This window comes from Arthrobacter arnarulunnguaqae (assembly GCF_051262515.1).
In the GTDB taxonomy this organism is placed as follows: Bacteria; Actinomycetota; Actinomycetes; order Actinomycetales; family Micrococcaceae; genus Arthrobacter_N.
This window is the reverse complement of the sequence record NZ_JBIMER010000029.1, coordinates 1-24,045: the sequence shown is the minus strand read 5'-3', so window position 1 is coordinate 24,045 and position 24,045 is coordinate 1. Positions and strand designations below refer to the sequence as shown.

Below are 24,045 nucleotides of genomic sequence, written 5' to 3'. Positions count from 1 at the left end.
ACCCTCCCACCACACCGAGGTGCGGCAAAAAGGGCCATTCACCAATAATCGATAAAAAATCGGTGTCAACAAACATGGCACACTATTGAGTTCTCAAACAACAGACTACTTACGGTTCCGAGCCATGAATTCAATTTATTCTGAATTCTTTTGGCTTTTCGTCCGCAGTGATTTCTAATTTATTCGACCATCTACTCGCTGTCAAATCGGCTTTCGCTGACCGTTTGCGACCATTTGGCGCTTCCCTCGCGTCATTCCAGTGATCTGCGGCGCCCGAAAGCGTCCGGCAATTCTCCGGGTGATTTGTAGGGTTTGGCCGCCTGCGATCTTCAGCGTTTCCGCTGTCCTCGTCCCGGCGACTCAGAAAACAATACAGGCGGATGGCGCCCACGCAAAATCGTCGTGAACACCCGGGCGTGTCGGCGCCCAAGGCCGACCGTTAACGAGAGCGGACCACGGAATCCCCCCGCGTCTCGGCGAGTCGATTCCGTGGTCCGGTTGAACGAAGCTGGTGCCCCTAGCCGGCGACTTCCACCATGGCCAGGTTCTTCTTGCCGCGCCGGACCAGCAGGTAGCGCCCGTGCAACAAATCCTCCGTTGCCAGCCATCCATCTGCCTCGGCGATCTTGCGGTTGTTCACGTACGCGCCCCCCTCCGATACCGTCCGGCGGGCGGCCGACTTCGAATCGGACAGGCCGGAGGCAACGAGAAGATCGACGATGCCCGTGTCTTCCCGGGAGACAACGACGCTGGGGAGCTCCGCCGTCGCCGCAACGAGCGTCCCCTCGTCCAGGTCGGCCAGTGAGCCCTGACCGAACAGGGCCGCCGAGGCGGCAATCACCTTGTCGGTGGCCTCGGTTCCGTGGACCATGCTCGTGACGGTGTAGGCCAGGGCGCGCTGCCCCTCACGGGCAAAGGGCCGCTCGGCAACCTGGTGCCCGAGCGCCTCGATCTCTTCGCGCGTCATGAAGGTGAATACCTTGAGGCGGTTGACCACATCCGCGTCGGCCGTGTTGAGCCAGAACTGGTAGAAGGCGTACGGGCTGCACATCCCGGCGTCGAGCCAGATGGCGTTCCCCTCGCTCTTGCCGAATTTGGTGCCATCGGAGTTCGTGATCAGCGGCGTCCCGTAGGCGTGAACCGAGGTTCCCTCGACCTTGCGTATCAGGTCGGTTCCGCTGGTGAGGTTTCCCCACTGGTCGGAACCGCCGGTCTGCAGCACGCAGCCGTATTCGCGGTGGAGCTGCAGGTAGTCCATGCCCTGGAGGATCTGGTAGCTGAACTCGGTGTAGCTGATGCCCTCGTCGGAGTTCAGCCGGGCCGCGACGATGTCCTTCTTGATCATCGTCCCGACGCGGAAGTGCTTGCCGATCTCGCGCAGGAAGTCGATGGCGGACATCGGCGCCGTCCAGTCCAGGTTATTCACCATCCGGGCGGCGGACGGGCCATCGAAGGACAGGAAGCGGCCGACCTGGTCCTGCAGCCGGCCAACCCAGTCGTTGACGATCTCGGGGGTGTTGAGCACACGCTCGGCTGTCTGGCGCGGGTCTCCGATCAGTCCCGTGGACCCGCCGACCAGACCCAGCGGCCGGTGCCCGGCCAGCTGGAGGCGGCGCATGTTCAGCAACTGCACCAGATTGCCCAGATGCAAGGAAGGAGCCGTCGGATCGAAGCCGCAGTAGTACGTGATCGGCTCCCCCGCCAACACCTCCTCGAGCTCGGCTTCGTCCGTGGAAACGTGGACCAGGCCGCGCCACTTCAGCTCCTGCCAGATGTTCGGGAAGGACGGATCGTTGCTCTGGCCCGAAAGGGCGGAAGTCTGCTCGCTCGATGACACGCCCTTAAACCTAGCAGTTGGCGCGTCTCGGTCAGGAAACCAATTCGATGCCCGCGGGGACATTCCCCTCGGTCAGCACGCGCAGCCGCTGTGTGGCTCGGGTCATCGCCACGTACAGGTCGCCGACCGTACCCTCCGCGGCGTCGACCAGCTCCTGCGGCTCCAGCACCACCACCACATCGAATTCCAGCCCCTTGGCGTCGGTCGCCGTGGTCACCACGATGTCCTGCTCAAGCCCGCCCGAACCGGTGCCGACGCGCTTTCCGTACAGCCGGACGACGGCGGCGCGCACCTCGCGCAGACGCGCCGCCGGCGCGATGACGGCCACGAGCCCACCCTCGGCGAGTTCCACCTCGCCCGGCAGGACATCAACGAGGTGCGACAAGAGGTTCCCCGCTGGCACGCGGTCCACGATCGGCGGCCACGTTCCCTCGCGGACGGCCTTCGGTGTGGACACCACGAGTCCCGCCTCCTGCGCCATCCGCGCGGCGGCCTCGGCGATCTGCGTGGGCGTGCGGTAGTTCACGGTGAGTTCCTCAAGCGTGAACCGATCCCCCACGAACGGCTCCATGGCGGCGGACCAGCTGCTTGCGCTCGCCGCGGAGCTGGCCTGTGCGATGTCGCCCACGACCGTGAACGACTTCAGCGGGCAGCGCCGCACCAGCAGGCGCCACTGCATCGGCGACAGCTCCTGCGCCTCGTCCACCACGACGTGGCCATACGCCCAGGTCCTGTCCTGGGAGGCGCGCTCGGCGGCCGTCATGCCCGCCTCGGTCTCCTCATTCAGATCGGCCAGGTCCTCGGCATCCACGACGCCATCGACGCCGATTTCGCGGAGCATCGAATCGACGTTGCGCAACGCTTGCTCCGCGTTGGCGATGTCGCGCTTGCGGGAGGCCTCCGCCTGGGCCTTCTCGTGTCCGCCCGAGGCGTCGTGATGCCCCAGGAGTTCGGCGGCCTCGTCCAGCAGCGGCACGTCGGCCTCGGTCCACGGGGCCTCCGGGGACCGCAACAGGGACACGCGCTCAGCGTCCGTCAGGTGCAGCGCGGCGTCCGCCAGCTGTTGGGGCTTGGAGAACAGATCCCGCAGCAGCTTCTCCGGCGTCATCGGCAGCCAGCAGAGGTTCAGGGCGATGCGCACGTCGCGGGATGACCGCACGTCCTCCAGAAGGTAAGCGCGGTCCACGGAGTTCCCCGTACCCGACGAGTCCTCCAGCTTCTCCTGGAGCTGGTCGGCCAGTTCGCGAAGCAGGATCTTGACGAACGTGCCGCGTGCCTCGTTGTGCGGCTTGTGCGTTGCGCGCGCCTTGTCGCGTGCGCGCCGCACCTGGCGCGGCGTGAGCGTCAGCGGCGTGCCCTCGACCACCAGCCGGCGGTCCCCGGCGGGCAGTCGCTGCCGGTTAGCCACCGCTTGGGCGACGACGTCGGCCATCTCCAGACGGCCCTTGATGCGCGCCACCTCGCGGGAGCCCTCGGCAACGGCACGGATGCCGGGCAACAACTGCCCGACGCTGGCCATCACGACGCCGGTTTCGCCCAGCGAGGGCAGGACGCGCTCGATGTAACGCATGAACGACGACGACGGCCCCACCAGCAGCACGCCGGCGGACTTCAGCCGTTCGCGGTGCTGGTAGAGCAGGAACGCGGCGCGGTGCAGCGCGACGGCGGTCTTGCCCGTACCGGGTCCGCCCTGGACGACAAGGACGCCGGGCAAGGGCGAACGGATGATGCGGTCCTGCTCGGCCTGGATGGTGCTCACGATGTCCGCCATGCGTCCCGTGCGCTTGGAGCGCAGGGCGGCGAGCAGCGCGCCTTCGCCCTGGTGCTGTTGACCCTCCTCGAGAAGCGCCGTGTCGAGGACGTCGTCCTCGAGCGCGACGACGTTACGGCCCTTCAGGATCAGGTGGCGACGGCGGCGCACGCCGTGGCGGTCGAAGGCGGTCGCCTGGTAGAACGCGCCGGCCTCCGGTGCGCGCCAGTCGATCATCAACCGGGACTGGTGCTCGTCGGTGAGACCGATGCGCCCGATGTAGCGCGCGGCACCGTCGCCGTCGTCCCGGGGTTCGCTGTCCGCGCGCTCAAGGTCGAGCCGGCCGAAGACCAGCCGGTCCTCGACGGCATTCAACTGGGCCAGGCGGTCCTCGTACATGCTGGCGAACGCGTCGCGTTCGGAGATGTTCTGCAGGGAACCGACCGCTCCGCTGCCGCGGACCCTGGCCAGCTGGCCGGCCTTTTCCTCGCGCAGTTCGTCGAGCCGGCCGTACAGGCCGGACACGTAGCTGCGCTCTTGCTCCAGCTCCGTCATGGACGACGTCGGTTCTGGCACGGATGCTCCCTCATGCTCATTGGCGGACAGACAAGTCTACTCCGTTTCGTCAAACGGTTTGGAGCGAATGCACGCGGTGTCCGGACAGGCTCGCGCGTCCCCCGAGGTCCGCGAGTTCCAGCACCACTCCCACGCCGGCCACCCGGCAGCCGGCGCGCTCGACGAGCCGCACGGCCGAGCCGACCGTTCCTCCCGTGGCGAGGACGTCGTCGAGGATCAGTACGCGCGATCCCGGCGCGACGTCGTCGCGGTGGAGTTCCAGCGTGGCCGTTCCGTACTCGAGCGTGTAGTCCTCGGAGTGGACCTCGCGGGGCAGTTTTCCCGCCTTGCGGATGGTGACCATTCCCGTACCGGTGGCGTACGCCGCCGCCGCGGCGAGGACGAAACCCCGGGCCTCGATGCCCGCGACGACGTCGAACTCCCCGGCAAACGGCTCGATGACGGATTCGACGATGCGTTTCAGTCCGACGGCGTCGGCGAAGGCGGGAGTGAGGTCCTTGAAGGACACTCCGGGCACGGGGTAGTCGGGAACGACGGCGCAGAGCCGGTCGAGGAGGTCGGCGATGGGTTCGGTCCGCGATTGCACCCCACTACTCTAGTCGCGGCGGGCCGGTTCACCCGCCCGGCGCTTTGCGGCTCGGTACGCGGACACCGTCGGGTCCCCGGCGATGCTGAACCGCCAGGGGAACTCCGACGATCCACCCGGGCCCGCCACCCCGACCCGCGCGCCGGCCGCGACCGATGCCTCCGGCACACGACCCAGGCTTTCCAGGCTCGCCCATTCGCCGCCGCCCCTACGTGCGAGTTCCAGACCGTTGTGCTCCCTGTCCAGTCCCAGGCACTGGGCCAACCTTGCCGGTCCCGAGGCCAGCCGCGCCTCGGGCAGCCGGTCGGCGGCGGGTCCCCGCCGCGAGCGGGCGGCGGCCCGTCCCTCGATAACCTCCCCCGACCGAAGGAGCACGGCCGAGGAACGGCCCTCCTCGCCGCACACGACGTTCGCGCAGAAGTGCATGCCGTAGGTGAAGTAGACGTACAGGCGCCCGGCGGGACCGAACATCACCGCGTTGCGTGCCGTCCGGCCGCGGTAGGCGTGGGATCCCGGGTCCACGTCCCCCTCGTACGCCTCCACCTCGCTCAGCCGCACCGCCACTTCGGCGCCGTCGATATGCGTCCGGACCACGGCGCCGAGAAGCAGCGGAGCGGCGGACAGCGCACCGCTACGGAGAATGGACCGCTCGTCCTCCATGGCGCCTAGCGGGCCCGACCGGCCGCGTCGCTGGGAACCAGCGCGCTGGGCCACGGCAGCAGCGCGGGGAGCTCGGACGCGTCGGCCGTCGCCGTTGCCCCGACGGGTCCCAGCGGTTCGCGTCCGGCAAGCCAGGCGGCCAGGTCGAACTCCATCCCGGTCACAACGCATCCGTCTCGGCCGGCGCCGATGGTCAGCGGCGGCCTCCCGGTGGGCTGCAGCACCACGCGGCGTCCGGCGGGAATGCGCGCGGACAGGAAGTCGAACAGGTGCGCGGAGAATTCGGCGGGCCAATCCGAGGGCGTGGACGCGCCGGCCAGATCGGAGGCGTGGATGAGCGTCTCGCGCCAGGCGCCCAGCACGCAGTCCGCGACCGTCCCCTCGCCCCGGAAGCTGGTGGGGGCGTCCCATCCATCCGCCGGGACGTCGTGGACGGCTTCGAGCAACAGCATCAGCGCCTCGCGGACGCGGGACAGGAGCTTCTGCGGAGCCACCGTGGCCGTTAGTTCGATCCGCTCGTTGCGGCCTTCCATGCCGCCGTCGTAGAACGCGATGCGTTCGCCCCTCCCCGCGTGTTCGATTTGCCGGGCGATCGCCCGACTCACGCCGTCCACGTGTGCCACCACGTGCGCCCTGGTCCATCCGGGCAACGCGGACGGCCGAGACAGGGTATCGGGGTCCAGCCCGTCGAGCGTGGCGCTGAACAGGATGACGGACTCACGGACGCTGGCGGCGAGCGCCGAGGGGTTGGGCACATTCATGGCGACAGCCTACCGCCGCGGGCCCCATGGGGTCCGCGGCGGCAGGCTGTCGGCACGTGGCGCGTCGCGCGGGGAACGGAACCTACGCGCGGCCGGCGTAGTCGCGCACCGCGGCGACCTCGTGCTTCAGCGCCTCGAGCTGTCGTGCGACGGCGGCGGGCGCCGTGCCACCCTGCGCGTTCCGCGAACCCAACGAACCGGCGGTGCTCAGCACGCTGCGCACCTCCGGCGTCAGGGACGGTGAGATGCCGGCGAAGTCCTCGTCGGAGAGGTCCCACAGTTCCTGTCCCCGGGATTCGGCGAGCTTGACCGCGGCACCGGAGAGTTCGTGCGCGTCGCGGAAGGGCACGCCCTGGCGTACCAGCCATTCGGCGATGTCCGTTGCGAGCGCGAACCCGAGCGGGGCCAGCTCCTGCATGCGAGCGGTGTTGAACTCCAGCGTGGCAACCATGCCGGAGACGGCGGGCAAGAGCACCTCCAACGTGTCGGCGGCGTCGAACACCGGCTCCTTGTCCTCCTGCAGATCGCGGTTGTACGCCAGCGGCAGGCCCTTCAGCGTCGCAAGCAAACCGGTGAGGTCGCCGATCAGCCGTCCGGACTTGCCGCGCGCGAGTTCCGCGACGTCGGGGTTCTTCTTCTGCGGCATGATCGAGGAGCCCGTGGAGTACGAATCGTCGAGCGTGACGAACGAGAACTCCTTCGTGGCCCAGAGGATGACCTCTTCGGAGATCCGGGACAGATCGACTCCGATCATCGCGCAGACCCACGCGAACTCGGCGAACACGTCCCTCGAGGCCGTTCCGTCGATCGAGTTCCAGACGGCGGATTCGAAGCCCAGATCGACGGCGACCGCGTTGGGGTCCAGACCCAGCGACGATCCGGCGAGGGCGCCCGAACCGTAGGGCGACACCGCGGCCCGCTTGTCCCAGTCGGCCAGGCGCTGGACGTCGCGGAGCAACGCCCACGCGTGGGCCAACAGGTGGTGCGAGAGCAGGACGGGCTGGGCGTGCTGCAGATGCGTGCGGCCGGGCATGGCCGCCTCCGGGTGGGCCTCGGCCTGCGCCACGAGGGCGTCGATGGTGGCCAACACGCCGCGGCCGATGATCCGGGCGTGGTCCCGCAGGAACATCCGCCCGAGCGTCGCGATCTGGTCGTTGCGCGAGCGTCCGGCGCGCAGCTTGCCGCCGAGGGCGGGACCCGCTCGTTCGATCAGCCCGCGCTCCAGGGACCCGTGCACGTCCTCGTCCGACTCGGACGCGACATAGGCGCCGGAAACGACGTCGTCCTCGAGCCGGTCCAACGCGGACAACATCCCCGCGAGCTCGGATTCGTCGAGCAGGCCCGCCGTGTGCAGGACGCGTGCGTGCGCCCGCGAACCGGCGATGTCATAGCGGGCCAGCCGCCAGTCGAAGTGCGTCGACTTGCTCAGCGCGGCCAGCGCGTCGGCCGGGGCGCCGGCGAACCTGGCGCCCCACAGCGCACCCTCGTTGGTCGCGGAGGCCATTTACTTCCCGCCGCCCGCTACGCGCTCGTCCCGCTCCGTGGCCACCTTGGAGGTCAGGCCGAAGATGTCGATGAAGCCGCGGGCGCTGGACTGGTCGAACGTGTCGCCGGTGTCGTACGTGGCGAGGTCGAAGCGGTACAGGCCGGTGTCGGAGCGGCGTCCCTCGACGACGGCGCGGCCGCCGTGCAGGACCATGCGGATGTCGCCCGAGACGAACGTCTGGGTGTCGTTGATGAAAGTGTCCAGCGAGCGCTTCAGCGGCGAGAACCACTGTCCGTCGTAGACCAGCTCGGACCAGCGCTGCGAGACCGTGGCCTTGAAGCGGGCCTGCTCACGCTCCACGGTGATGTTCTCGAGGTGTTTGTGCGCCTCCATGAGCACCATGGCGCCAGGGGCCTCGTAGATCTCACGGGATTTGATGCCCACCAGGCGGTCCTCGACGATGTCGATGCGGCCGATGCCCTGCGCGCCACCGCGGCGGTTCAGTTGTTCGATGGCCTCCAGCGGCGTGACGGCGACGCCGTCGATCGCCACGGGGATGCCCTCGCGGAAGGAGATGGTGACCTCGTCCGGGGCCGGCGGGAACTCGGGCGAGTCCGTGTAGCTGTAGATGTCCTTGGTGGGGGCGTTCCAGATGTCCTCGAGGTAGCCGGTCTCGACGGCGCGGCCCCAGACGTTCTGGTCGATCGAGTACGGGTTCTTCTTGGTCGTCTCGATGGGCAGGTTCTTCTCTTCCGAGTAGGCGATGGCCTTGTCGCGGGTCAACGCCAAATCGCGGACGGGCGCGATGCACTTCAGGTCCGGGCCGATCGTCTGGATGCCGACTTCGAAGCGCACCTGGTCGTTGCCTTTGCCGGTGCAGCCGTGGGCGACCGTGGTGGCGCCGAACTGCTTGGCGGCGGTGACCAGGTGCTTGACGATCACCGGGCGGGAGATCGCGGAGATCAGCGGGTAGTGGTTCTGGTAGAGCGCGCCGGCCTTGAGGGTGGGCATGCAGTATTCGTTGGCGAACTCGTCGCGGGCGTCGGCGACGTATGCCTCGACCGCGCCGCAGCCCAACGCGCGCTGGCGCACGGTCTCCAGCGACTCGCCGCCCTGTCCCACGTCGACGGCCACGGCGATGACCTCGGCACCCGTGGCGTCGCCGATCCAGCCGATGGCCACAGAGGTGTCGAGGCCGCCGGAATAGGCAAGGACAATGCGTTCCTTCACAGGGATCTCCTTCGTGTGCCCGCAGGGGGCTCAAATCGGGGTAATCATTTCTTATTCACAAGTCTACATAAATATGCATTGGGTGCAATCCCCGCACACGCGTCTTCCCGTGCGCCATGCGCTCGGACACCACCGCAACGGTAACCTGTTGCACATGACACAGGAATCCCCCCACGGAACCCCGGAACTCACCGACGAGGAGTTGGCGCTGCTCCACTCCACCTTCGACCTGGCGCGCAACGGGGAGACGGACAAGCTCCTGGCCCTCGTGGACCAGGGAATTCCGGCGGACCTGACCGACGCCAAGGGCGACACCCTGACGATTCTGGCCGCCTACAACGGCCACAATGCGGTGGTGGAGGGTCTCGTCGGGCGCGGCGCCGACGTGAACCGCCTGAACGACAAGGGCCAGGGCGCCCTGACCTGTGCCGTCTTCCGCAAGAACGAACCCTTGACCCGCTGGCTGCTCGAACACGGCGCCGACCCGAAGCTGGGGCAGCAGAACGCGCTGGCGGTGACGGACATGTTCGCCCTGCCCGAACTACGGGCCGTGATCGAGGAATACCTGTAGGGAGCCCCGGCATGAAGACCGTGGTCCTCCGCGGCGACATCACGGCGCAGTCCGTGGACGCGATCGTCAACGCCGCCAACTCCTCGCTCCTCGGCGGCGGCGGGGTGGACGGTGCCATCCACGCGGCGGCCGGGCCAGCGTTGCTTCGGGAGTGCCGCCGGCTCCGCGCAACGTCCCTGCCGGACGGTCTCGCGGCCGGATCCGCCGTGGCGACGGAAGCCGGACGCCTGAAGGCGCGCTGGGTGATCCACGCCGTGGGGCCGAACCGGCACGCGGGCCAGATAGACCCGGCCGTGCTCGCGTCCTGCTTCACCTCGAGCCTCGATGTCGCCGCCGGGCTGGGCGCCCGGAGCATCGCCTTTCCGGCAATCGGCGCCGGGGTCTACGGCTGGGCCGCGTCCGAGGTCGCTTCGCTGGCCGCCGCCGCGGTCCGCGCCTGGTCTCAGGCACGCGGCGGGGATACACCCGGCGGTGGAATCACGGAGGTCCGGTTCGTGCTGTTCGGCGCGGAGACCGAGGAAGCGTTCCGCCGCGCCTTCGCATAGGTGACTACTGCGAATCGGCCAGCAACAGGAACCGCGCGGCCACCTCTTCACCGCCGAGGGGATCCCGTGTCACGAGCATCACCGTGTCGTCCCCCGCGATGGTCCCCAGCACGTCCGGAAGCACCGAGTGGTCGATGGCCAAGGCCAGGAAATTGGCGGCACCGGGCGGGGTGCGCAGCACCACGATGTTCCCGGAGGCCTCCGCCGTGACCAGCAGCTCCGCGCAGAGCTTAGCCAAGCGCGCGTCCAGGACCTCCTGTGTGAGGCCCGTCCGCGGCGTGCGGTCCCCGCCCTCGGAGCGGATGGCGTAGACGAGCCCGCCGTCGACGCCTCGCACCCGAATGGCCCCCAGCTCCACCAGATCCCGTGACAGGGTCGCCTGGGTGACCTGGACGCCGTCGGCCGCCAGCAGGGCCGCAAGCTCGGCCTGCGAGCGCACGGACTCCGCGCCGAGGATCGACTTGATGCGCGCCTGACGGGCGATCTTAGTGCTCGGCTGGCCCGGCGGTTGGACACTCATCGTCGCGGTTCCGCCGTGGGGGACGCGGCCGCGGCGCCCGGCTTCCCGGCGAGGCCCGACTTCTCCATCAGCCAGGCCATCAGTGCCTTCTGTGCGTGCAGGCGGTTTTCGGCCTCGTCCCACACGAGGGACTGCGGGCCGTCGATGACGTCCGCGGAGATCTCGTAACCCCGGTAGGCCGGAAGGCAGTGCAGGACGACGGCGTCCGCGGCCGCCCGCTTCATGGCCGCCGCGTCCACGGTGTAGTCGCGGAAGAGCTCCATCCGCGCCTCCTTTTCCGATTCCTGTCCCATGGACACCCAGGTGTCCGTCGCGACCACGTCGGCGCCGGCGAGAGCCTCCGCGGCGTCCGTCGTGACCAGGACCGATCCGCCGGTCTCCGCCGCGCGTCCCTGCGCCGCGGCGACGATGCCGGCGTCGGGCAGGTAGCCCTCCGGACCGGCGATCCGCACGTGCATCCCCGCGGTGACGCCCGCCAGGAGGTAGGAGTTCGCCATGTTGTTGGCGGCATCGCCGAGGTAAGCCATGGTGAGTCCCGGCAGGGCGCCCTTGTGCTCGCGCACCGTCAGCAGGTCCGCCAGGAGCTGGCAGGGGTGGTAGTCGTCGGAGAGCGCGTTGATGACGGGGACCAGCGAGTTCGCGGCCATCTCCTCGAGCCCGGCCTGGGCGTAGGTGCGCCAGACGATGGTGGAGACCATTCGGCCGATGACCTTGGCGGAGTCCGCGATGGTCTCCTTGTGCCCCAGCTGGGACTCTCCCGCGTTGATCACCAGTGGCGATCCGCCGAGTTCGGTGATGCCGGCCGCGAAGGAGATTCTGGTGCGTGTTGACGTCTTGTCGAAGAAGACCGCGACGGTCTGCGGCCCCGCGTAGGGGCGGTAGGCGTGGCGGTCCGCCTTCATGGCCGCGGCGAGATCGAGAACCTCGGACTGCTCGGCCTGGGTCAGGTCCGTATCGGCCAGGAAATGGCGGACGGTGGTGGTGTTCACGGAGTCTCCTCGGAAAGTGCGGCGGCGTGGATGGCGGGCAGCGCGGCGGCGAAGGCGAGCAGCTGCTCCGCGGTGACGATCAGTGGCGGGGCGAGCCGAACGGTGCGCGGGCCCGGCGCGTTGACGATGAACCCGGCCGCGAGCGCGTGCCGGACGACGGCGGGTGCGACGTCGGAGTCCAGGTCGAAGCCGACGAGCAGCCCGTGGGCGCGGACGTCCGTGACGAAGTCGAGGTCGCGCAGGGCCGCGGCGATGGTGGCGCCGACCTCCCGCACGTGGCCCAGGATCCCCTGGGTCTCGATGGTGTGGATCGTGGCCAGGGCGGCCGCCGTGGCCACGGGGTTGCCGCCGAACGTGGTGCCGTGTTGCCCGGCGGTCAGTTTCGCCGAGACCTCCGCGCCGAACGTGATCAGCGCGCCGATCGGGAAGCCGCCGCCGAGTCCCTTGGCCAGCGTCATCGCGTCCGGCAGCACACCCTCGGACGCGAACCAGGCGCCGGTGCGTCCGATGCCCGTCTGCACTTCGTCGAACACCAGCAGCGCGCCCGCCTCGCGGGTGATCTCACGGGCGGCACGAAGGTACCCCTCGGGAAAGCCGCGGACTCCGGCCTCGCCCTGGACGGGTTCGATGAAGACGGCGGCGACGGTCTCGTCCACGGCGGCGCGCAGGGCGTCCGCGTCTCCGGCCGGCACCCATTCCACTCCCCCGGGCAACGGCTCGAACGGCTCGCGGTATGCCTGCTTCCAGGTCAGCGCGAGCGCGCCCATGGTCCGCCCGTGGAACGAGTTCTGCAGCGCGATGATCCGGCGCCGGGGCTTCCCGGCACCGCCGTCGTTCCGGCGCGCGAGCTTGAACGCGGCCTCGTTGGCCTCGGCCCCGGAATTCGCGAAGAACACCTTCGACCCGGCCGGCGCGCCGGCGAGCGCCAGGAGCTTCTCGGCGAGCGCGATCTGGGTGGGGCTGGTGAAGAAGTTGGACACGTGGCCCAGGGTGGACAGCTGGCTGGCGACGACACTGGAGACGAAGGGGTGCGCGTGTCCCAAGGCGTTGACGGCGATGCCGCCGAGCAGGTCCAGGTACTCCTTCCCGTCCGCGTCCCACACGGTGCAGCCGGCCCCCCGGACCAGGACGCGCTGCGGGGTGCCGAACACGCCGAGCAGGGACTCGTTGTACCGCTCGAGGAGCTCGGGACCGTGCAACTGCGCCAGCGGTCCCAACGCCTCGGTGATCGCCGATTCGTTCACTTTTCCTCCTCCGGAACAACCTGCGTGCCGACTCCGGCCGAGGTGAAGACCTCCAACAGCATCGAGTGCGGTTGCCGTCCGTCCACGATGTGGGCGCGCTCCACGCCCTCTTCGACGGCCTTGAGGCATGCGGCCATCTTCGGGATCATCCCCGACTGCAGGCCAGGCAGGATTTCGCGGAGTTCCGCCGTCGTGAGCGAGGAGATGAGCGTCGACTTGTCCGGCCACGCGGCGTACAGGCCCTCGACGTCCGTCAGGATCACCATCTTCGAGGCGCCCAGCGCCGCGGCCAGAGCGGCCGCCGCCGTGTCCGCGTTGACGTTCAGCACCTGGCCCGTCGTCTCGCCGTCGGCCCCCACCTCGGGTGCGATGGTGGAGATGACCGGGATGCGTCCGGCCTCGAGCAGGTCCAGGATCGCCCGCGGCTCGACGCCGGTGACCTCGCCGACGAGCCCGAGGTCCACGTCCTCCCCGTCGACGACGGTGCCCGTGCGCTCGGCGCGCAGCAGTGCCCCGTCCTCACCCGAGAGCCCCACGGCGTAGGGGCCGTGGGAGTTGATGAGGCCGACCAGCTCGCGGCCGACCTGGCCGGTGAGCACCATGCGGACCACGTCCATGGCCTCCGGCGTCGTCACGCGCAGGCCGCCCTTGAACTCGGATTCGATGCCGAGGCGGGAGAGCATCGAGTTGATCTGCGGTCCTCCGCCGTGGACCACCACGGGATGGATTCCCGCGTGGTGGAGGAACACGATGTCTTCGGCGAAGGCGCGGCGCAGGTCCTCGTTGACCATGGCGTTGCCGCCGTATTTGACAACCATCGTGGTGCCGGCGAAGCGTTGGATCCACGGGAGGGCCTCGATCAGGGCCCCCGCCTTGCGTTCGGCGTCCGCCCGGTTGCCGGGGTCCGGCGCGCTGGTCTCGCTGGTGCTCATGACTAACCGTTCCTAGCTGCTGTACGCGGAGTTCTCGTGGACATAGTCGTGCGTGAGGTCGTTCGTCCAGATGGACGCCTCGGCCGTGCCCGCGTTCAGGTCGATCTCGACGAGCACCCCACGGCCGGCGAGGTCCACCAGCGAACGGTCCTCGCCGATGCCGCCGTCGCGGCAGACCTGCACGCCGTTGATGGCGACGTTGAGCCGGTCCGGCTCGAAGGCCGCCCCGGTGGTCCCGACGGCGGAGAGGACGCGGCCCCAGTTGGGGTCGCGGCCGAAGATGGCCGTCTTGAAGAGGTTGGAGCGCGCGACGGCGCGACCGGCCTCCTCGGCGTCGGCCTCGGTGGCGGCGTTGAACGTGCGGATCGTGATGTCGTGGGCCGCGCCCTCGGCATCGTGGATGAGCTGGGTGGCCAGGTCGGTGCAGACCCCGGCGAGCCCGGCGGCGAACTCCGCGGGGTCCGGCGAGGTACCGGACGCGCCCGATGCCAAAAGGACCACGGTGTCGTTGGTGGACATGCAGCCGTCCGAATCCGCGCGGTCGAAGCTGACGCGCGTCGCCGCGCGCAGGGCCGCATCGAGCTCGGCCGGCTCGACGACGGCGTCGGTGGTGAGCACCACCAGCATGGTCGCCAAGCCCGGGGCCAGCATTCCTGCGCCCTTGGCCATGCCGCCGATCGCATAGCCGGTCCCGGCGAAGCCGGCCTCCTTGGACACGGAGTCCGTGGTCATGATGGCCGTCGCCGCGGCGGCGCCGCCGTCGTTCGGGCCGCCGTCGCCGAGGACGCGCGTCGCTGCGTCGATTCCCGCAAGCAGCTTGTCCATCGGCAGCTGCTCGCCGATCAGGCCGGTCGAGCAGACCAGGACGTCGCCCGCGCTGACTCCAAGGGTTGCGGCAACATGCTCGGCGGTCGCGTGGGTGTTTTGGAACCCCTGGGGCCCGGTGCAGGCGTTGGCGCCACCGGAATTGAGCACGACGGCGTCGGCGCGCCCGTCGGACACCGCTTGGCGGGACCAGTGGACCGGCGCCGCGGCGACGCGGTTGGAGGTGAAGACGGCCGCGGCGTGCTTCAGCGGACCGTCGTTGACCACAAGGGCGACATCCGGCTTGCCGGAGGCCTTCAGGCCGGCGGTGACTCCGGAAGCCCGGAATCCCCTCGGGGCGGTCACGCCGGAGGACGCTTGGGCGCCGGTGGTGGGATTGCTGGTCACGGGGATACTCCTTCGAGGGTCAGGCCCGCATCTTCGGGAAGCCCGAGCGCGATGTTCATGGACTGAATGGCGCCGCCGGCGGTGCCTTTGGTGAGGTTGTCGATCGCGCAGACCACAATCACACGGCCGGCGTGCTGGTCGAACGCCACCTGGAGGGTCACGTGGTTGGACGCCTGGACCTGCTTGGTGTGTGGCCATTGGCCCTCGGGGAGGAGATGCACGAACGGCTCGTTCGCATACGCCGACTCCCACGCCGTGCGGAGCATCGCCGCGTCCACACCCGGCTTCACCCGGGCGGTGGCCGTGGTGAGAATGCCGCGCGGCATCGGGGCCAGCGTCGGCGTGAAGGAAACCGTGACGGGGCGGCCGGCCGCGCGGGAGAATCCCTGCTCCATCTCGGGCGTGTGGCGGTGTCCGCCGCCGACCCCATAGGGGCCCATTCCGCCCATCACCTCGGATCCCAGGAGGTGGGGCTTGACGGACTTGCCAGCGCCCGAGGTGCCGGAGGCAGCGACGATGACGACGTCCTCCGGCTCCAACAGGTCCGCCGTGAAGCCGGGCACCAGCGCCAACTGCGCCGACGTGGGATAGCAGCCGGGAACGGCCACCCGCCTCGCGCCGCGCAACGCGTCCCGCGCGCCGGGAAGCTCGGGGAGGCCGTAGGGCCACGTCCCGGCGTGCTCAGACCCGTAGAACTTCTCCCACGCCGCGGCCGATTCGAGACGGTGGTCAGCCCCTGCGTCGATGACCAGCGTGCCCTCCGGCAACGCTGCCGCCAGTTCCGCGCTGGCGCCGTGCGGAAGGGCCAGGAAAACGACGTCGTGCCCGGACAGGTTCTCCGCCGTGGTGTCGACCAGCACGCGGTGGGCCAACGTCCGCAGGTGCGGCTGGAGCGCGCCGAGCGGCTGGCCGGCGTTGCTGTGGGCCGTGATGGCCCCGATCTCGACGTTCGGATGGTGAGCCAGCAGACGCAGGAGTTCGCCGCCTGCGTATCCGCTGGCTCCGGATACGGCTACTGAGATGGTCATGTCGACCAGCGTACAACCGGTTTATGCATGATGGCTAATAAATATTCACACATGGGTGTCCTGTGTCCGGACGCGTCGCCGAGCGCGGCGGTCACCCCATCCGTTCACCCTCGCGGTCTAAGGTTGTCCCCAAGCGCCACCGAGGTTCAAGGAGAGATTCATGCCGTATGCAGTCCAGGCGGTCCGCGCGGGTGGGCCGGAGGTCTTCGAATCCGTCGAGGTTCCCCGTCCCGTTCCGGGTCCGGGCCAACTGTTGGTCAAGGTCGCCGCGGCGGGCGTGAACTTCATCGAGACGTACCAGCGCGCCGGAGTCTACCCCGTCGACTACCCCTTCATCCCGGGCTCCGAGGCCGCGGGGACGGTAGTGGAGGTCGGTCCCGGCGTCGAGGGTTTCGCGCCCGGTGACCGGGTCGCCGGCAGCGACGGCAACGGCACGTATGCCGACTACACGCTCATGCCGGCCGGCAAGACGTTCCATGTGCCGGACGCCGTGTCCGACGACGCCGCTGCCGCGCTACCGCTGCAGGGCATGACGGCGCATTACCTCATCAACTCCAGTTTCAAGGTGTCACCCGGAGACAAGGTCCTCACGTACGCCGGCGCCGGCGGGGTGGGCCTGCTCCTGACACAGCTGCTGAAGCTGCGCGGAGCCACCGTCATCACCACCACGTCGACTCCGGAGAAGGCCGCCCTTGCGCGTGCCGCCGGCGCCGACCACGTGCTGGGGTACGAGGAGGTTCCGGACGCCGTCCGTTCAGTCACGGGCGGGCGCGGCGTCGACGTCGTGTACGACGGCATCGGCAAGGACACCTTCGAGTCTTCCCTGGCGGCCCTGCGGACCCGCGGCACGGTGGTCCTCTTCGGCGGTGCCTCCGGCCAGGTGCCGCCCTTCGACCTGCAGCGGCTGAACGGCCTCGGATCCCTCACGGTCACCCGTCCCAAGCTCGCCGACTTCACACGGGACGCCGACGAGGTGCGGTGGCGTTCCGGGGAAATCATGTCCCTTGCCGCCGATGGCCGGCTGGACGTCCGGATCGGCGGCCTCTACCCGCTGGCGGATGTCGGCCGCGCACACTCGGACCTCGAATCCCGGGCAACGACCGGGAAAACGCTGCTGGTTCCGGCCGGCTCGCCCCTCGCCGGAGGCCTCTCCTAACGTGGCTCAACCCCTGCACTCCCTGGCCGGCGCGGCCGCCTCCGCCTATCTCCCCCAATTGACCGGCGCCGCCCGCACGCCGGGGTCCCGCACGCTGCTGGACGTCTTGAACGCCACAACCGCGCTCCATCCCGATGCGCCCGCGATCGACGACGGAGAGGTCTCGCTCAGCTACGCGGAACTCCTGGACGAGGTCAAGGCGCGGGCGCTGACCCTGCACCAGGCAGGCCTCGGGGCCGGCGATCGCATCGGAATCCGCATACCGTCCGGGACCCGTGACCTCTACATCGCCATTCTCGCCACCCTCGCGGTCGGTGCCGCGTACGTGCCGGTGGACGCCGACGATCCCGACGAGCGTGCCCGCCTTGTCTTTTCGGAGGCGAAGGTGGCCGGCATCCTCCGGGGTGGCGGCAAGATGGTGGTCGGCAAGAAGCGCCCCACTCCCCACCCGGCGCCGCGCAACCCCTCCCCGGACGACGACGCGTGGATCATCTTCACCTCGGGTTCCACTGGTACGCCCAAGGGCGTCGCCGTCACCCACCGATCGGCCGCCGCCTTCGTTGACGCCGAGGCTCGGATCTTCCTCGCCGGGGAACCCCTCGGCCCGGAGGACCGGGTGCTGGCCGGATTGTCCGTGGCCTTCGACGCGTCGTGCGAGGAGATGTGGCTGGCGTGGCGCCACGGCGCCTGCCTGGTGCCGGCGCCCCGCTCGCTGGTGCGCTCCGGCGTCGACCTGGGTCCCTGGCTGGTGATGCGCGGCATCACCGCGGTGTCCACGGTGCCGACCCTTGCCGCCATGTGGCCCGCCGAGGCCTTGGAAAACGTGCGTCTGCTGATCTTCGGCGGCGAGGCTTGCCCGCCGGAACTCGCCGCCCGCCTGGCCGTCGAGGGACGCGAGGTCTGGAACACCTACGGACCCACCGAGGCCACGGTCGTGGCCTGCGCCGCCCCGCTCACGGGCGAGGGCCCGGTGCGCATCGGCCTGCCGCTGGACGGCTGGGACCTGGCGGTCGTCGACAACGCGGGGGTGCCCGTCGCCGAGGGCGAGACAGGTCAGCTGATCATCGGGGGCGTCGGCCTGGCCCGCTACCTCGATCCGGCCAAGAACGCGGAAAAGTACGCGCCAATGGAAACCCTCGGCTGGGACAGGGCGTACCGCTCGGGCGACCTCGTGGTGTTCGACCCCGCCGGGCTGCTGTTCGTGGGCCGGGCAGACGAGCAGGTCAAGCTTGGTGGCCGACGGATCGAACTCGGCGAAATCGACGCCGCGCTGCAGGCGCTTCCGGGCGTCTCCGGTGCCGCGGCAGCCGTGAAGACCACGGCGGCCGGAAACCAGATCCTCGTCGGCTATCTCGCCGCGCCCGCCGGCTTCGACGTGGACGGCGCACGCACCGCCCTCGGCGACGAGCTGCCCGCGGCATTGATCCCGCTGCTGGCCGTGGTCCACGACCTGCCGACCAAGACCAGCGGCAAAGTGGACCGCAATGCCCTCCCCTGGCCGCTGCCGGGATCCGGACCAAACGACTCCGGCGTGCTCTCCGAGCTCCCGCCCGAGGCGCAGTGGATCGTAGACCAGTGGTCCGCGGTGCTGGGCGCGCCGGTCTCCAGCCTCGACACCGATTTCTTCGCCAGCAGCGGCGGTTCCCTTGCGGCCGCGCAACTGGTCTCCGCTCTGAGGCAGCGCTATCCCACCGTGACGGTCGGAGACATCTATTCCCATCCGCGGGTGGGCGCGCTCGTCTCGGCGGTGACCGGTACCGTCCGTATAGATTTCGAGGCCGAGCCGCGGACCGTCGCGCGGACCACCCGCAGGGCACAGGTGTTCCAGACGCTTCTGGGCGTTCCGCTCTTTATTCTCGTTGGCATGCGTTGGCTGACGTACCTGATGGCGCTGAACAACGTCCTCGGCGCCCTCGGCGTGCTGACGGCGGCCCCCACCGTGTCCTGGTGGTGGGTCCTGGTTTCCTGGCTGGCCTTCGTCAGCCCGGTCGGTCGGATGGGGATCTCCGTCGCCAGTGCGCGCCTGCTGCTGCGCGGGCTGAAGCCGGGTTCGTATCCGCGCTCCGGCAAGGTCCATCTGCGCCTGTGGCTGGCCCAGCACATCGCCGACCTGGTGGATCCGGTCAGCCTCGCCAGCGCGGCGTGGGTGCCGTACTACGCCCGGGCCCTCGGTGCGAAGGTCGGACGCGACGTCGATCTGCACTCCGTTCCCCCCGTGACCGGGATGCTGGAGTTGGGGCGCGGCGCATCGATCGAACCCGAGGTCGACCTCAGTGGCGTCTGGCTCGACGGCGACCGGGTTCATGTGGGAACCGTCCGGATCGGATCGGAGGCAACCGTCGGCGCACGGTGCACCCTGCTTCCGGGCTCCACGGTCGCCGACGGCGCCCATGTGGCCCCCGGCTCCGCGGTGTCCGGAAGCACCAAGGCAAACGTCGCCTACGCCGGCTCGCCCGCCGAACGCATCGGTCGGGCCAAACGCGTCTGGCCCGACGCCAGTGCCCGCTCCGGCCCGCTGCAGACCATCGGCTTCGGCGTCGCCGCGGCCGTCTTGGCCACCATTCCGTATGTCAGCGTGGCGGTCGCGGTCGTCATCGTCGCCTTGGCCGCGGACGGAAAGTCATCCCTGTTCGCCGCCGTTCCGACGCTGCTGGCCACGGTTCCGCTGGCCGCCGCCATCTGGTTCCTCGTGAACATGGCCACGATCGCCGGATCGGTCCGGCTGCTGTCCATCGGAATCAGCGAGGGTTGGCATCCCGTCCGCGGCCGGATCGGCTGGCAGGTCTGGGCCACGGAACGGCTTCTGGACATGGCGCGGGACCTGTTGTTTCCGCTCTACGCCAGCCTGTTCACGCCGGTTTGGCTCCGTATCCTCGGCGCGAAGGTGGGCCGCAACGTGGAAGCCTCCACCGTCCTGCTGCTGCCGAAGATGACCACCATCGGCAGCGGCGCGTTCCTCGCGGACGACACGATGGTGGCGTCCTACGAGCTCGGCGGCGGATGGATGCATATTGCGCCCGCCAAGATCGGCAAGCGCGCCTTCCTCGGCAACTCCGGCATGGCCGGCGCCGGCCGTCGGGTTCCCAAGAACGGGCTCGTCGCCGTCCTGTCGGCGACACCGGCCAAGGCGAAGTCCGGCTCTTCGTGGCTGGGCAGCCCGCCCGTCAGGCTGCGGCGCACCGCCGTCGTGTCCGACGAGTCGCTCACGTTCCAGCCGCCCCTGCGACTCAAGGCGGCGCGGACGCTGTGGGAACTCTGCCGATTCTTGCCCGTGATGGTCACCGTCGCCCTGGCGGTCCTCGTGCTGGCCTTGCTCGATGCCATCGCGGTCGGCCTTGGCTACGTACCTGCGGCGCTGCTCAGCGGCGTCGTCATGTTGTCGGCGGGGGCAGCCGCCGCCGTGAGCGCCGTGGCCGCGAAGTGGATCCTCGTCGGTCCGATCCGGGCCGGCGAGCACCCCCTGTGGAGTTCGTTCATCTGGCGAAACGAGGTGGTGGACACGTTCATCGAGATGGTCTGCGCCCCGTGGTTCGCACGCAGTGCCTCCGGCACGCCCGCCCTGGTCTGGTGGCTGCGCGCGCTCGGCGCGAAAATCGGACACGGCGTCTGGTGCGAAAGCTATTGGCTGCCCGAGGCGGACTTGGTGCGTCTGGGTGATTCGTCCACCGTCAACCGCGGCTGCGTCGTACAGACCCATTTGTTCCACGACAGGGTGATGGCCATCGACACCGTGGAACTCGGCGCGGGCTCCACCATGGGCCCGCACGGTGTCATCCTTCCCGCCGCATCCCTCGCCGCCGGCGCCACCGTGGGACCCGCGTCCCTCGTCATGCGTGGCGAAACCGTCCCGCCCTCCAGCTACTGGATGGGCAATCCCGTCAAACCCTGGAAACGCCCCACTTCATGAGTCCAAAAAGAAAAGCGTCCCCCGCCGGTGTGCTTCCGGATCCCTACCTTCCGCAGTCCGGCAGTGCCGACTACACCGTGGAGCACTACGACCTGGACCTCGAGTGCAAACTCGGCGGCAACCGCCTCGACGGCCGGGCACGAATCCGAGCCACGGCGTTGACGGACCTGGACCGGGTCGAACTGGACCTCGCCGGCCTGCGGGCCACCAAGGTTTCCGTGAACGGCAAGAAGGCCGGCAAGTTCGTCCACCGCGGCAACCGTCTGGCGATCGTTCTGCCGACGCACGTCGACGCCGGTGCCGGGTTCGAGCTGGACGTGCGCTACGGGGGGACGCCGGGCCCGCGCGACAGCAGCTGGGGCGAGGTCGGCTGGGAGGAACTGCAGGATGGCGTTCTGGTGGCGGGGCAGCCACACGGCGCGCCGACCTGGTTCCCATGCAACGACCATCCCAGCCGGAAGGCGTCGTTCCGCATCAGCGTCGAAACCGACGCCGGATACCGCGCCGTGTCTAACGGTGCTCTGGTGGACCACGGGCGGCGTTCCAGCCGCGAATCGTGGACTTACGAACAGCGCGAACCCATGGCGACGTACCTCGCCACACTGCAGATCGGCCGCTACGAGTGGCTGGACCTGCCCGCATTGCCGGACGCCGCGTCGGGCCCACCGGACTCCCCGCCTGCGCCACCGGTCTGTCCCCATCCGTCGCAGCGCGTGGCCGTCCCCGCGTCGCTGGCCTCCGCGGCACTCGCGGCTTTGGCCGACCAGCCGCGCATGATGGAGGTCTTCTCCCGGGCTTTCGGCCCGTACCCGTTCGGCGACTACGTGGTCGTGGTGACGGAGGACGAACTGGAGATTCCCTTGGAGGCGCAGGGGCTATCCATCCTTGGCCGAAACCACTTGGACACGGGGTGGGAGCAACAGCGGCTGATCGCCCACGAGCTCTCGCACCAGTGGTTTGGGAACTCGCTCACGCTGGGGTCTTGGAGCGACATCTGGCTTCACGAGGGCTTCGCCTGCTACGCGGAATGGATCTGGTCCGAGGCCTCCGGCGGCCCATCCGCGGACGCGCAGGCGCGGGCGGCGTGGAGGCGGCTGCAGGGCCTGGCACAGGACATTATCGTCGGCGACCCGGGCCCGGACTACATGTTCGACGACCGCGTTTACAAGCGCGGCGCGCTGGCGCTGCACGCGCTACGCCTACAGCTGGGAGACGCGACGTTCTTCCCGATGCTCCGCGATTGGACGCGGCTGATGCGGCATTCGACCGTGTCCGCTACCGGGTTCTCCGAACATGTGGACCGGTACGGGGCGGAAGGGCTCTCGGCGAAGTCGTTCCTGAAGCCGTGGTTGCACCGCACCGAGCTACCCCTCCTGCCGCTGGCTGGCGCGGGCAGCCCGACCGGCACGCACGAGACTACGGCCTAGCCAGCACGGCCGCCGCAAGGAAGCCGCGCGGAAGACCCTGCGGCGTCAGCGCCGGCCCTGACGCAGTCGTCGTCGTCAGAACAAGGGTTCCTGGCGCGTCGAGTAGCGGGTGTCGAGGGTTTCCGACAACGACCGGCAGACCATCCGGACCGGTGATGCCCTGTCCGGTCGCTTTACCCACCGCTTCCTTCAATACCCACCACGCCGCACGCTGGCGGCCTCGCGCTGGTGGCGGGAGCTCGGCCAAGACGGAGCGCTCGGCCAGCGAATAGGCGTATTCATCCAGCGGAATCGAACCGGTTGCTCCGGCGAACGCCGGAGCTTCTGCGTCGGCCAGGTCGACGCCGAGAATGCCGCCTCCGGGGGCCACCCCCACAAGCAAGTGGCCACCGGCGCGGGCGTAGGACAACGAGACGGGAATCGGGCGGTCGCGCCAGAGCAGTGCGGGACGACCATGTGCCGAGCCCCCGCATACGGGACACCGCTGGACCAGCGAAAACTCCGCGGCGGTGCACCCGAGAGTTCCGGAGACACCAAGGAACGACCCGGGAAGCGGCCCGTCCAACAGCCGGGAGACGAGCTGACGCACCAGCAGCCGGCCGGCTACGAAGTGCTGTCGCGGGGCACCGGGGAGGTGGGCCGCCGCGCGCGCACGCTCGTGCGGTCCCAGCCAGGAATCAGGTAACCCGTTGCCCTCGGCCAGGGGCACAGCCGCCCACAGCAACTGCGGATCCGCGGCCCCCGTTCGCCGCACATCTAACGATGTGTCGTCCATCAATTCCTCGGCCCTTTTCATGCTCTGGTTCCCTGTGGCTGTTCTACTTGACCGCCCAGTCCGCGCCGGTTGGGCGACAACGATAGCCCACCTGTGTGACCACGGTGTGGACAGCCAGAAGTATGACACGGGCACCCACCCGGCGTGGTCAACCTGCAATCCACGCCACAGGTCCCCGCCGCCCTCTGGCCCGTACCCGGTGGAGGGAGTGCACACCCGTCCCAGAGCCTGCCTCGAACGGACGAAACAAGGGACGGAGCCATGGACCGAGACACATTGCGCGATGCCCAACGGCCGCTCAACCGGCCATACCGTGAGCAACCGGAGGCGGGGATGCTTGTACTGCGGGCAAACGGCGTCTTGGGCGACGAAACAGTTTCCTGCTCAGTGGAAACCGGAGGGGCGCTCGTGGCAGCCGGACTGCATCAAGCGACCGGGGGCGACGGCGCTCTGGCCTGCTCAGGAGACATGCTCCTGCAGGCTCTCGTCGCCTGTGCCGGGGAAACGCTGGCCGCGGTCTCCACCAACCGCGGATTCGTGGTGGCCGGAACCGTCACTGCCGAGGGAGATCTGGACGTACGAGGCACGGTGGGCCTTGACCCAGAGATCCCGGTGGGTTTCCGTGCCATTCGGCTCGTTTCCAGTCACAAACCACAGCAAGCGCTGATTAGGCCGTGGACCTGATTCGGACCACGAAACGATACTGCGTCATGCTGCAGACGCTCCGCTCTGCCCTGCCCGTGGAGGTCGAGACCCTGCATTCGGGCCGGCGTCCCGGCCGGTAGATTGCGTGGCTGGAAATGCCGGGATGCCGGACGACTGAAGGTCGGCCCACGCCGCTGCAGGACCCGCT

The 24,045-nt window shown here is 69.2% G+C and carries 20 protein-coding genes; 5 read left to right on the top strand and 15 right to left on the bottom strand.

The window, feature by feature from the left end; genetic code table 11:
• Window positions 1-517: 517 nt before the first annotated feature.
• The 7 genes from tyrS to ACHAAJ_RS15335 all read right to left on the bottom strand — a co-directional run bounded on the left by tyrS (window position 518) and on the right by ACHAAJ_RS15335 (window position 8,886).
• A complete protein-coding gene (gene tyrS / locus ACHAAJ_RS15365) occupies window positions 518-1,837 on the bottom strand; it encodes a tyrosine--tRNA ligase (RefSeq protein ID WP_435729119.1) in 1,320 nt (439 codons plus the stop codon).
• Between the two features lie 31 nt (window positions 1,838-1,868).
• A complete protein-coding gene (locus ACHAAJ_RS15360) occupies window positions 1,869-4,142 on the bottom strand; it encodes a HelD family protein (protein ID WP_435729120.1) in 2,274 nt (757 codons plus the stop codon).
• A gap of 70 nt (window positions 4,143-4,212) precedes the next feature.
• A complete protein-coding gene (locus ACHAAJ_RS15355) occupies window positions 4,213-4,749 on the bottom strand; it encodes an adenine phosphoribosyltransferase (RefSeq protein ID WP_435729118.1) in 537 nt (178 codons plus the stop codon).
• A 9-nt stretch (window positions 4,750-4,758) separates the two neighbouring features.
• A complete protein-coding gene (locus ACHAAJ_RS15350) occupies window positions 4,759-5,409 on the bottom strand; it encodes a DNA-3-methyladenine glycosylase (RefSeq protein WP_435729117.1) in 651 nt (216 codons plus the stop codon).
• A gap of 5 nt (window positions 5,410-5,414) precedes the next feature.
• On the bottom strand, window positions 5,415-6,170 hold the full coding sequence (locus tag ACHAAJ_RS15345) for a maleylpyruvate isomerase family mycothiol-dependent enzyme (protein WP_435729116.1): 756 nt from the start codon (window positions 6,168-6,170) through the stop codon (window positions 5,415-5,417).
• Between the two features lie 82 nt (window positions 6,171-6,252).
• Window positions 6,253-7,674 (bottom strand): argininosuccinate lyase, encoded by a 1,422-nt coding sequence (gene argH / locus ACHAAJ_RS15340; protein ID WP_435729115.1) that lies wholly within the window; start codon window positions 7,672-7,674, stop codon window positions 6,253-6,255.
• A complete protein-coding gene (locus ACHAAJ_RS15335) occupies window positions 7,675-8,886 on the bottom strand; it encodes an argininosuccinate synthase (RefSeq protein WP_435729114.1) in 1,212 nt (403 codons plus the stop codon). It lies immediately after the preceding gene.
• A gap of 154 nt (window positions 8,887-9,040) precedes the next feature.
• Here ACHAAJ_RS15335 and ACHAAJ_RS15330 point away from each other — a divergent pair, with 154 nt between their 5' ends.
• Both ACHAAJ_RS15330 and ACHAAJ_RS15325 read left to right on the top strand, forming a co-directional pair.
• A complete protein-coding gene (locus ACHAAJ_RS15330; RefSeq protein WP_435729113.1) occupies window positions 9,041-9,457 on the top strand; it encodes an ankyrin repeat domain-containing RING finger protein in 417 nt (138 codons plus the stop codon).
• Between the two features lie 11 nt (window positions 9,458-9,468).
• On the top strand, window positions 9,469-10,002 hold the full coding sequence (locus ACHAAJ_RS15325; RefSeq protein ID WP_435729112.1) for an O-acetyl-ADP-ribose deacetylase: 534 nt from the start codon (window positions 9,469-9,471) through the stop codon (window positions 10,000-10,002).
• A gap of 4 nt (window positions 10,003-10,006) precedes the next feature.
• Here ACHAAJ_RS15325 and ACHAAJ_RS15320 read toward each other — a convergent pair whose 3' ends face one another.
• From ACHAAJ_RS15320 to argC, 6 genes are read right to left on the bottom strand one after another with little or no spacing between them, the layout of a single operon-like run.
• On the bottom strand, window positions 10,007-10,522 hold the full coding sequence (locus ACHAAJ_RS15320) for an arginine repressor (RefSeq protein WP_435729111.1): 516 nt from the start codon (window positions 10,520-10,522) through the stop codon (window positions 10,007-10,009).
• Window positions 10,519-11,511 (bottom strand): ornithine carbamoyltransferase, encoded by a 993-nt coding sequence (gene argF, locus ACHAAJ_RS15315; protein ID WP_435729110.1) that lies wholly within the window; start codon window positions 11,509-11,511, stop codon window positions 10,519-10,521. Before argF ends, ACHAAJ_RS15320 begins: the two co-directional genes overlap by 4 nt.
• Window positions 11,508-12,755 carry an acetylornithine transaminase gene (locus ACHAAJ_RS15310; protein WP_435729109.1) on the bottom strand — a complete coding sequence of 416 codons (1,248 nt, stop codon included), beginning with the start codon at window positions 12,753-12,755 and terminating at the stop codon, window positions 11,508-11,510. Before ACHAAJ_RS15310 ends, argF begins: the two co-directional genes overlap by 4 nt.
• Window positions 12,752-13,687: an acetylglutamate kinase gene (gene argB / locus ACHAAJ_RS15305; RefSeq protein ID WP_435729108.1), complete on the bottom strand. Its 936-nt coding sequence runs from the start codon at window positions 13,685-13,687 to the stop codon at window positions 12,752-12,754. Before argB ends, ACHAAJ_RS15310 begins: the two co-directional genes overlap by 4 nt.
• A 12-nt stretch (window positions 13,688-13,699) precedes the next feature.
• A complete protein-coding gene (gene argJ, locus ACHAAJ_RS15300) occupies window positions 13,700-14,899 on the bottom strand; it encodes a bifunctional glutamate N-acetyltransferase/amino-acid acetyltransferase ArgJ (RefSeq protein WP_435729107.1) in 1,200 nt (399 codons plus the stop codon).
• The gene (gene argC, locus ACHAAJ_RS15295; protein WP_435729106.1) at window positions 14,896-15,927 is read right to left on the bottom strand and encodes an N-acetyl-gamma-glutamyl-phosphate reductase; all 1,032 of its coding nucleotides are present in this window, start codon (window positions 15,925-15,927) and stop codon (window positions 14,896-14,898) included. Before argC ends, argJ begins: the two co-directional genes overlap by 4 nt.
• A 160-nt stretch (window positions 15,928-16,087) precedes the next feature.
• Between argC and ACHAAJ_RS15290 the strand changes: the two genes are divergently transcribed.
• From ACHAAJ_RS15290 to ACHAAJ_RS15280, 3 genes are read left to right on the top strand one after another with little or no spacing between them, the layout of a single operon-like run.
• Window positions 16,088-17,083 (top strand): quinone oxidoreductase family protein, encoded by a 996-nt coding sequence (locus ACHAAJ_RS15290; RefSeq protein WP_435729105.1) that lies wholly within the window; start codon window positions 16,088-16,090, stop codon window positions 17,081-17,083.
• Window position 17,084: 1 nt separating this feature from the next.
• Window positions 17,085-20,990 carry a Pls/PosA family non-ribosomal peptide synthetase gene (locus ACHAAJ_RS15285; protein WP_435729104.1) on the top strand — a complete coding sequence of 1,302 codons (3,906 nt, stop codon included), beginning with the start codon at window positions 17,085-17,087 and terminating at the stop codon, window positions 20,988-20,990.
• On the top strand, window positions 20,987-22,417 hold the full coding sequence (locus ACHAAJ_RS15280) for a M1 family metallopeptidase (protein WP_435729103.1): 1,431 nt from the start codon (window positions 20,987-20,989) through the stop codon (window positions 22,415-22,417). Before ACHAAJ_RS15285 ends, ACHAAJ_RS15280 begins: the two co-directional genes overlap by 4 nt.
• Here ACHAAJ_RS15280 and ACHAAJ_RS15275 read toward each other — a convergent pair.
• Together ACHAAJ_RS15275 and ACHAAJ_RS15270 are read right to left on the bottom strand one after the other, a co-directional pair.
• Entirely contained in the window at window positions 22,407-23,213 is an 807-nt protein-coding gene (locus ACHAAJ_RS15275) for a 4'-phosphopantetheinyl transferase family protein (RefSeq protein ID WP_435729102.1), read from the bottom strand. The two genes, ACHAAJ_RS15280 and ACHAAJ_RS15275, sit on opposite strands and share 11 nt — an antisense overlap.
• Before the next feature lie 438 nt (window positions 23,214-23,651).
• Entirely contained in the window at window positions 23,652-23,840 is a 189-nt protein-coding gene (locus ACHAAJ_RS15270) for a hypothetical protein (protein WP_435729101.1), read from the bottom strand.
• Between the last annotated feature and the right edge of the window lie 205 nt (window positions 23,841-24,045).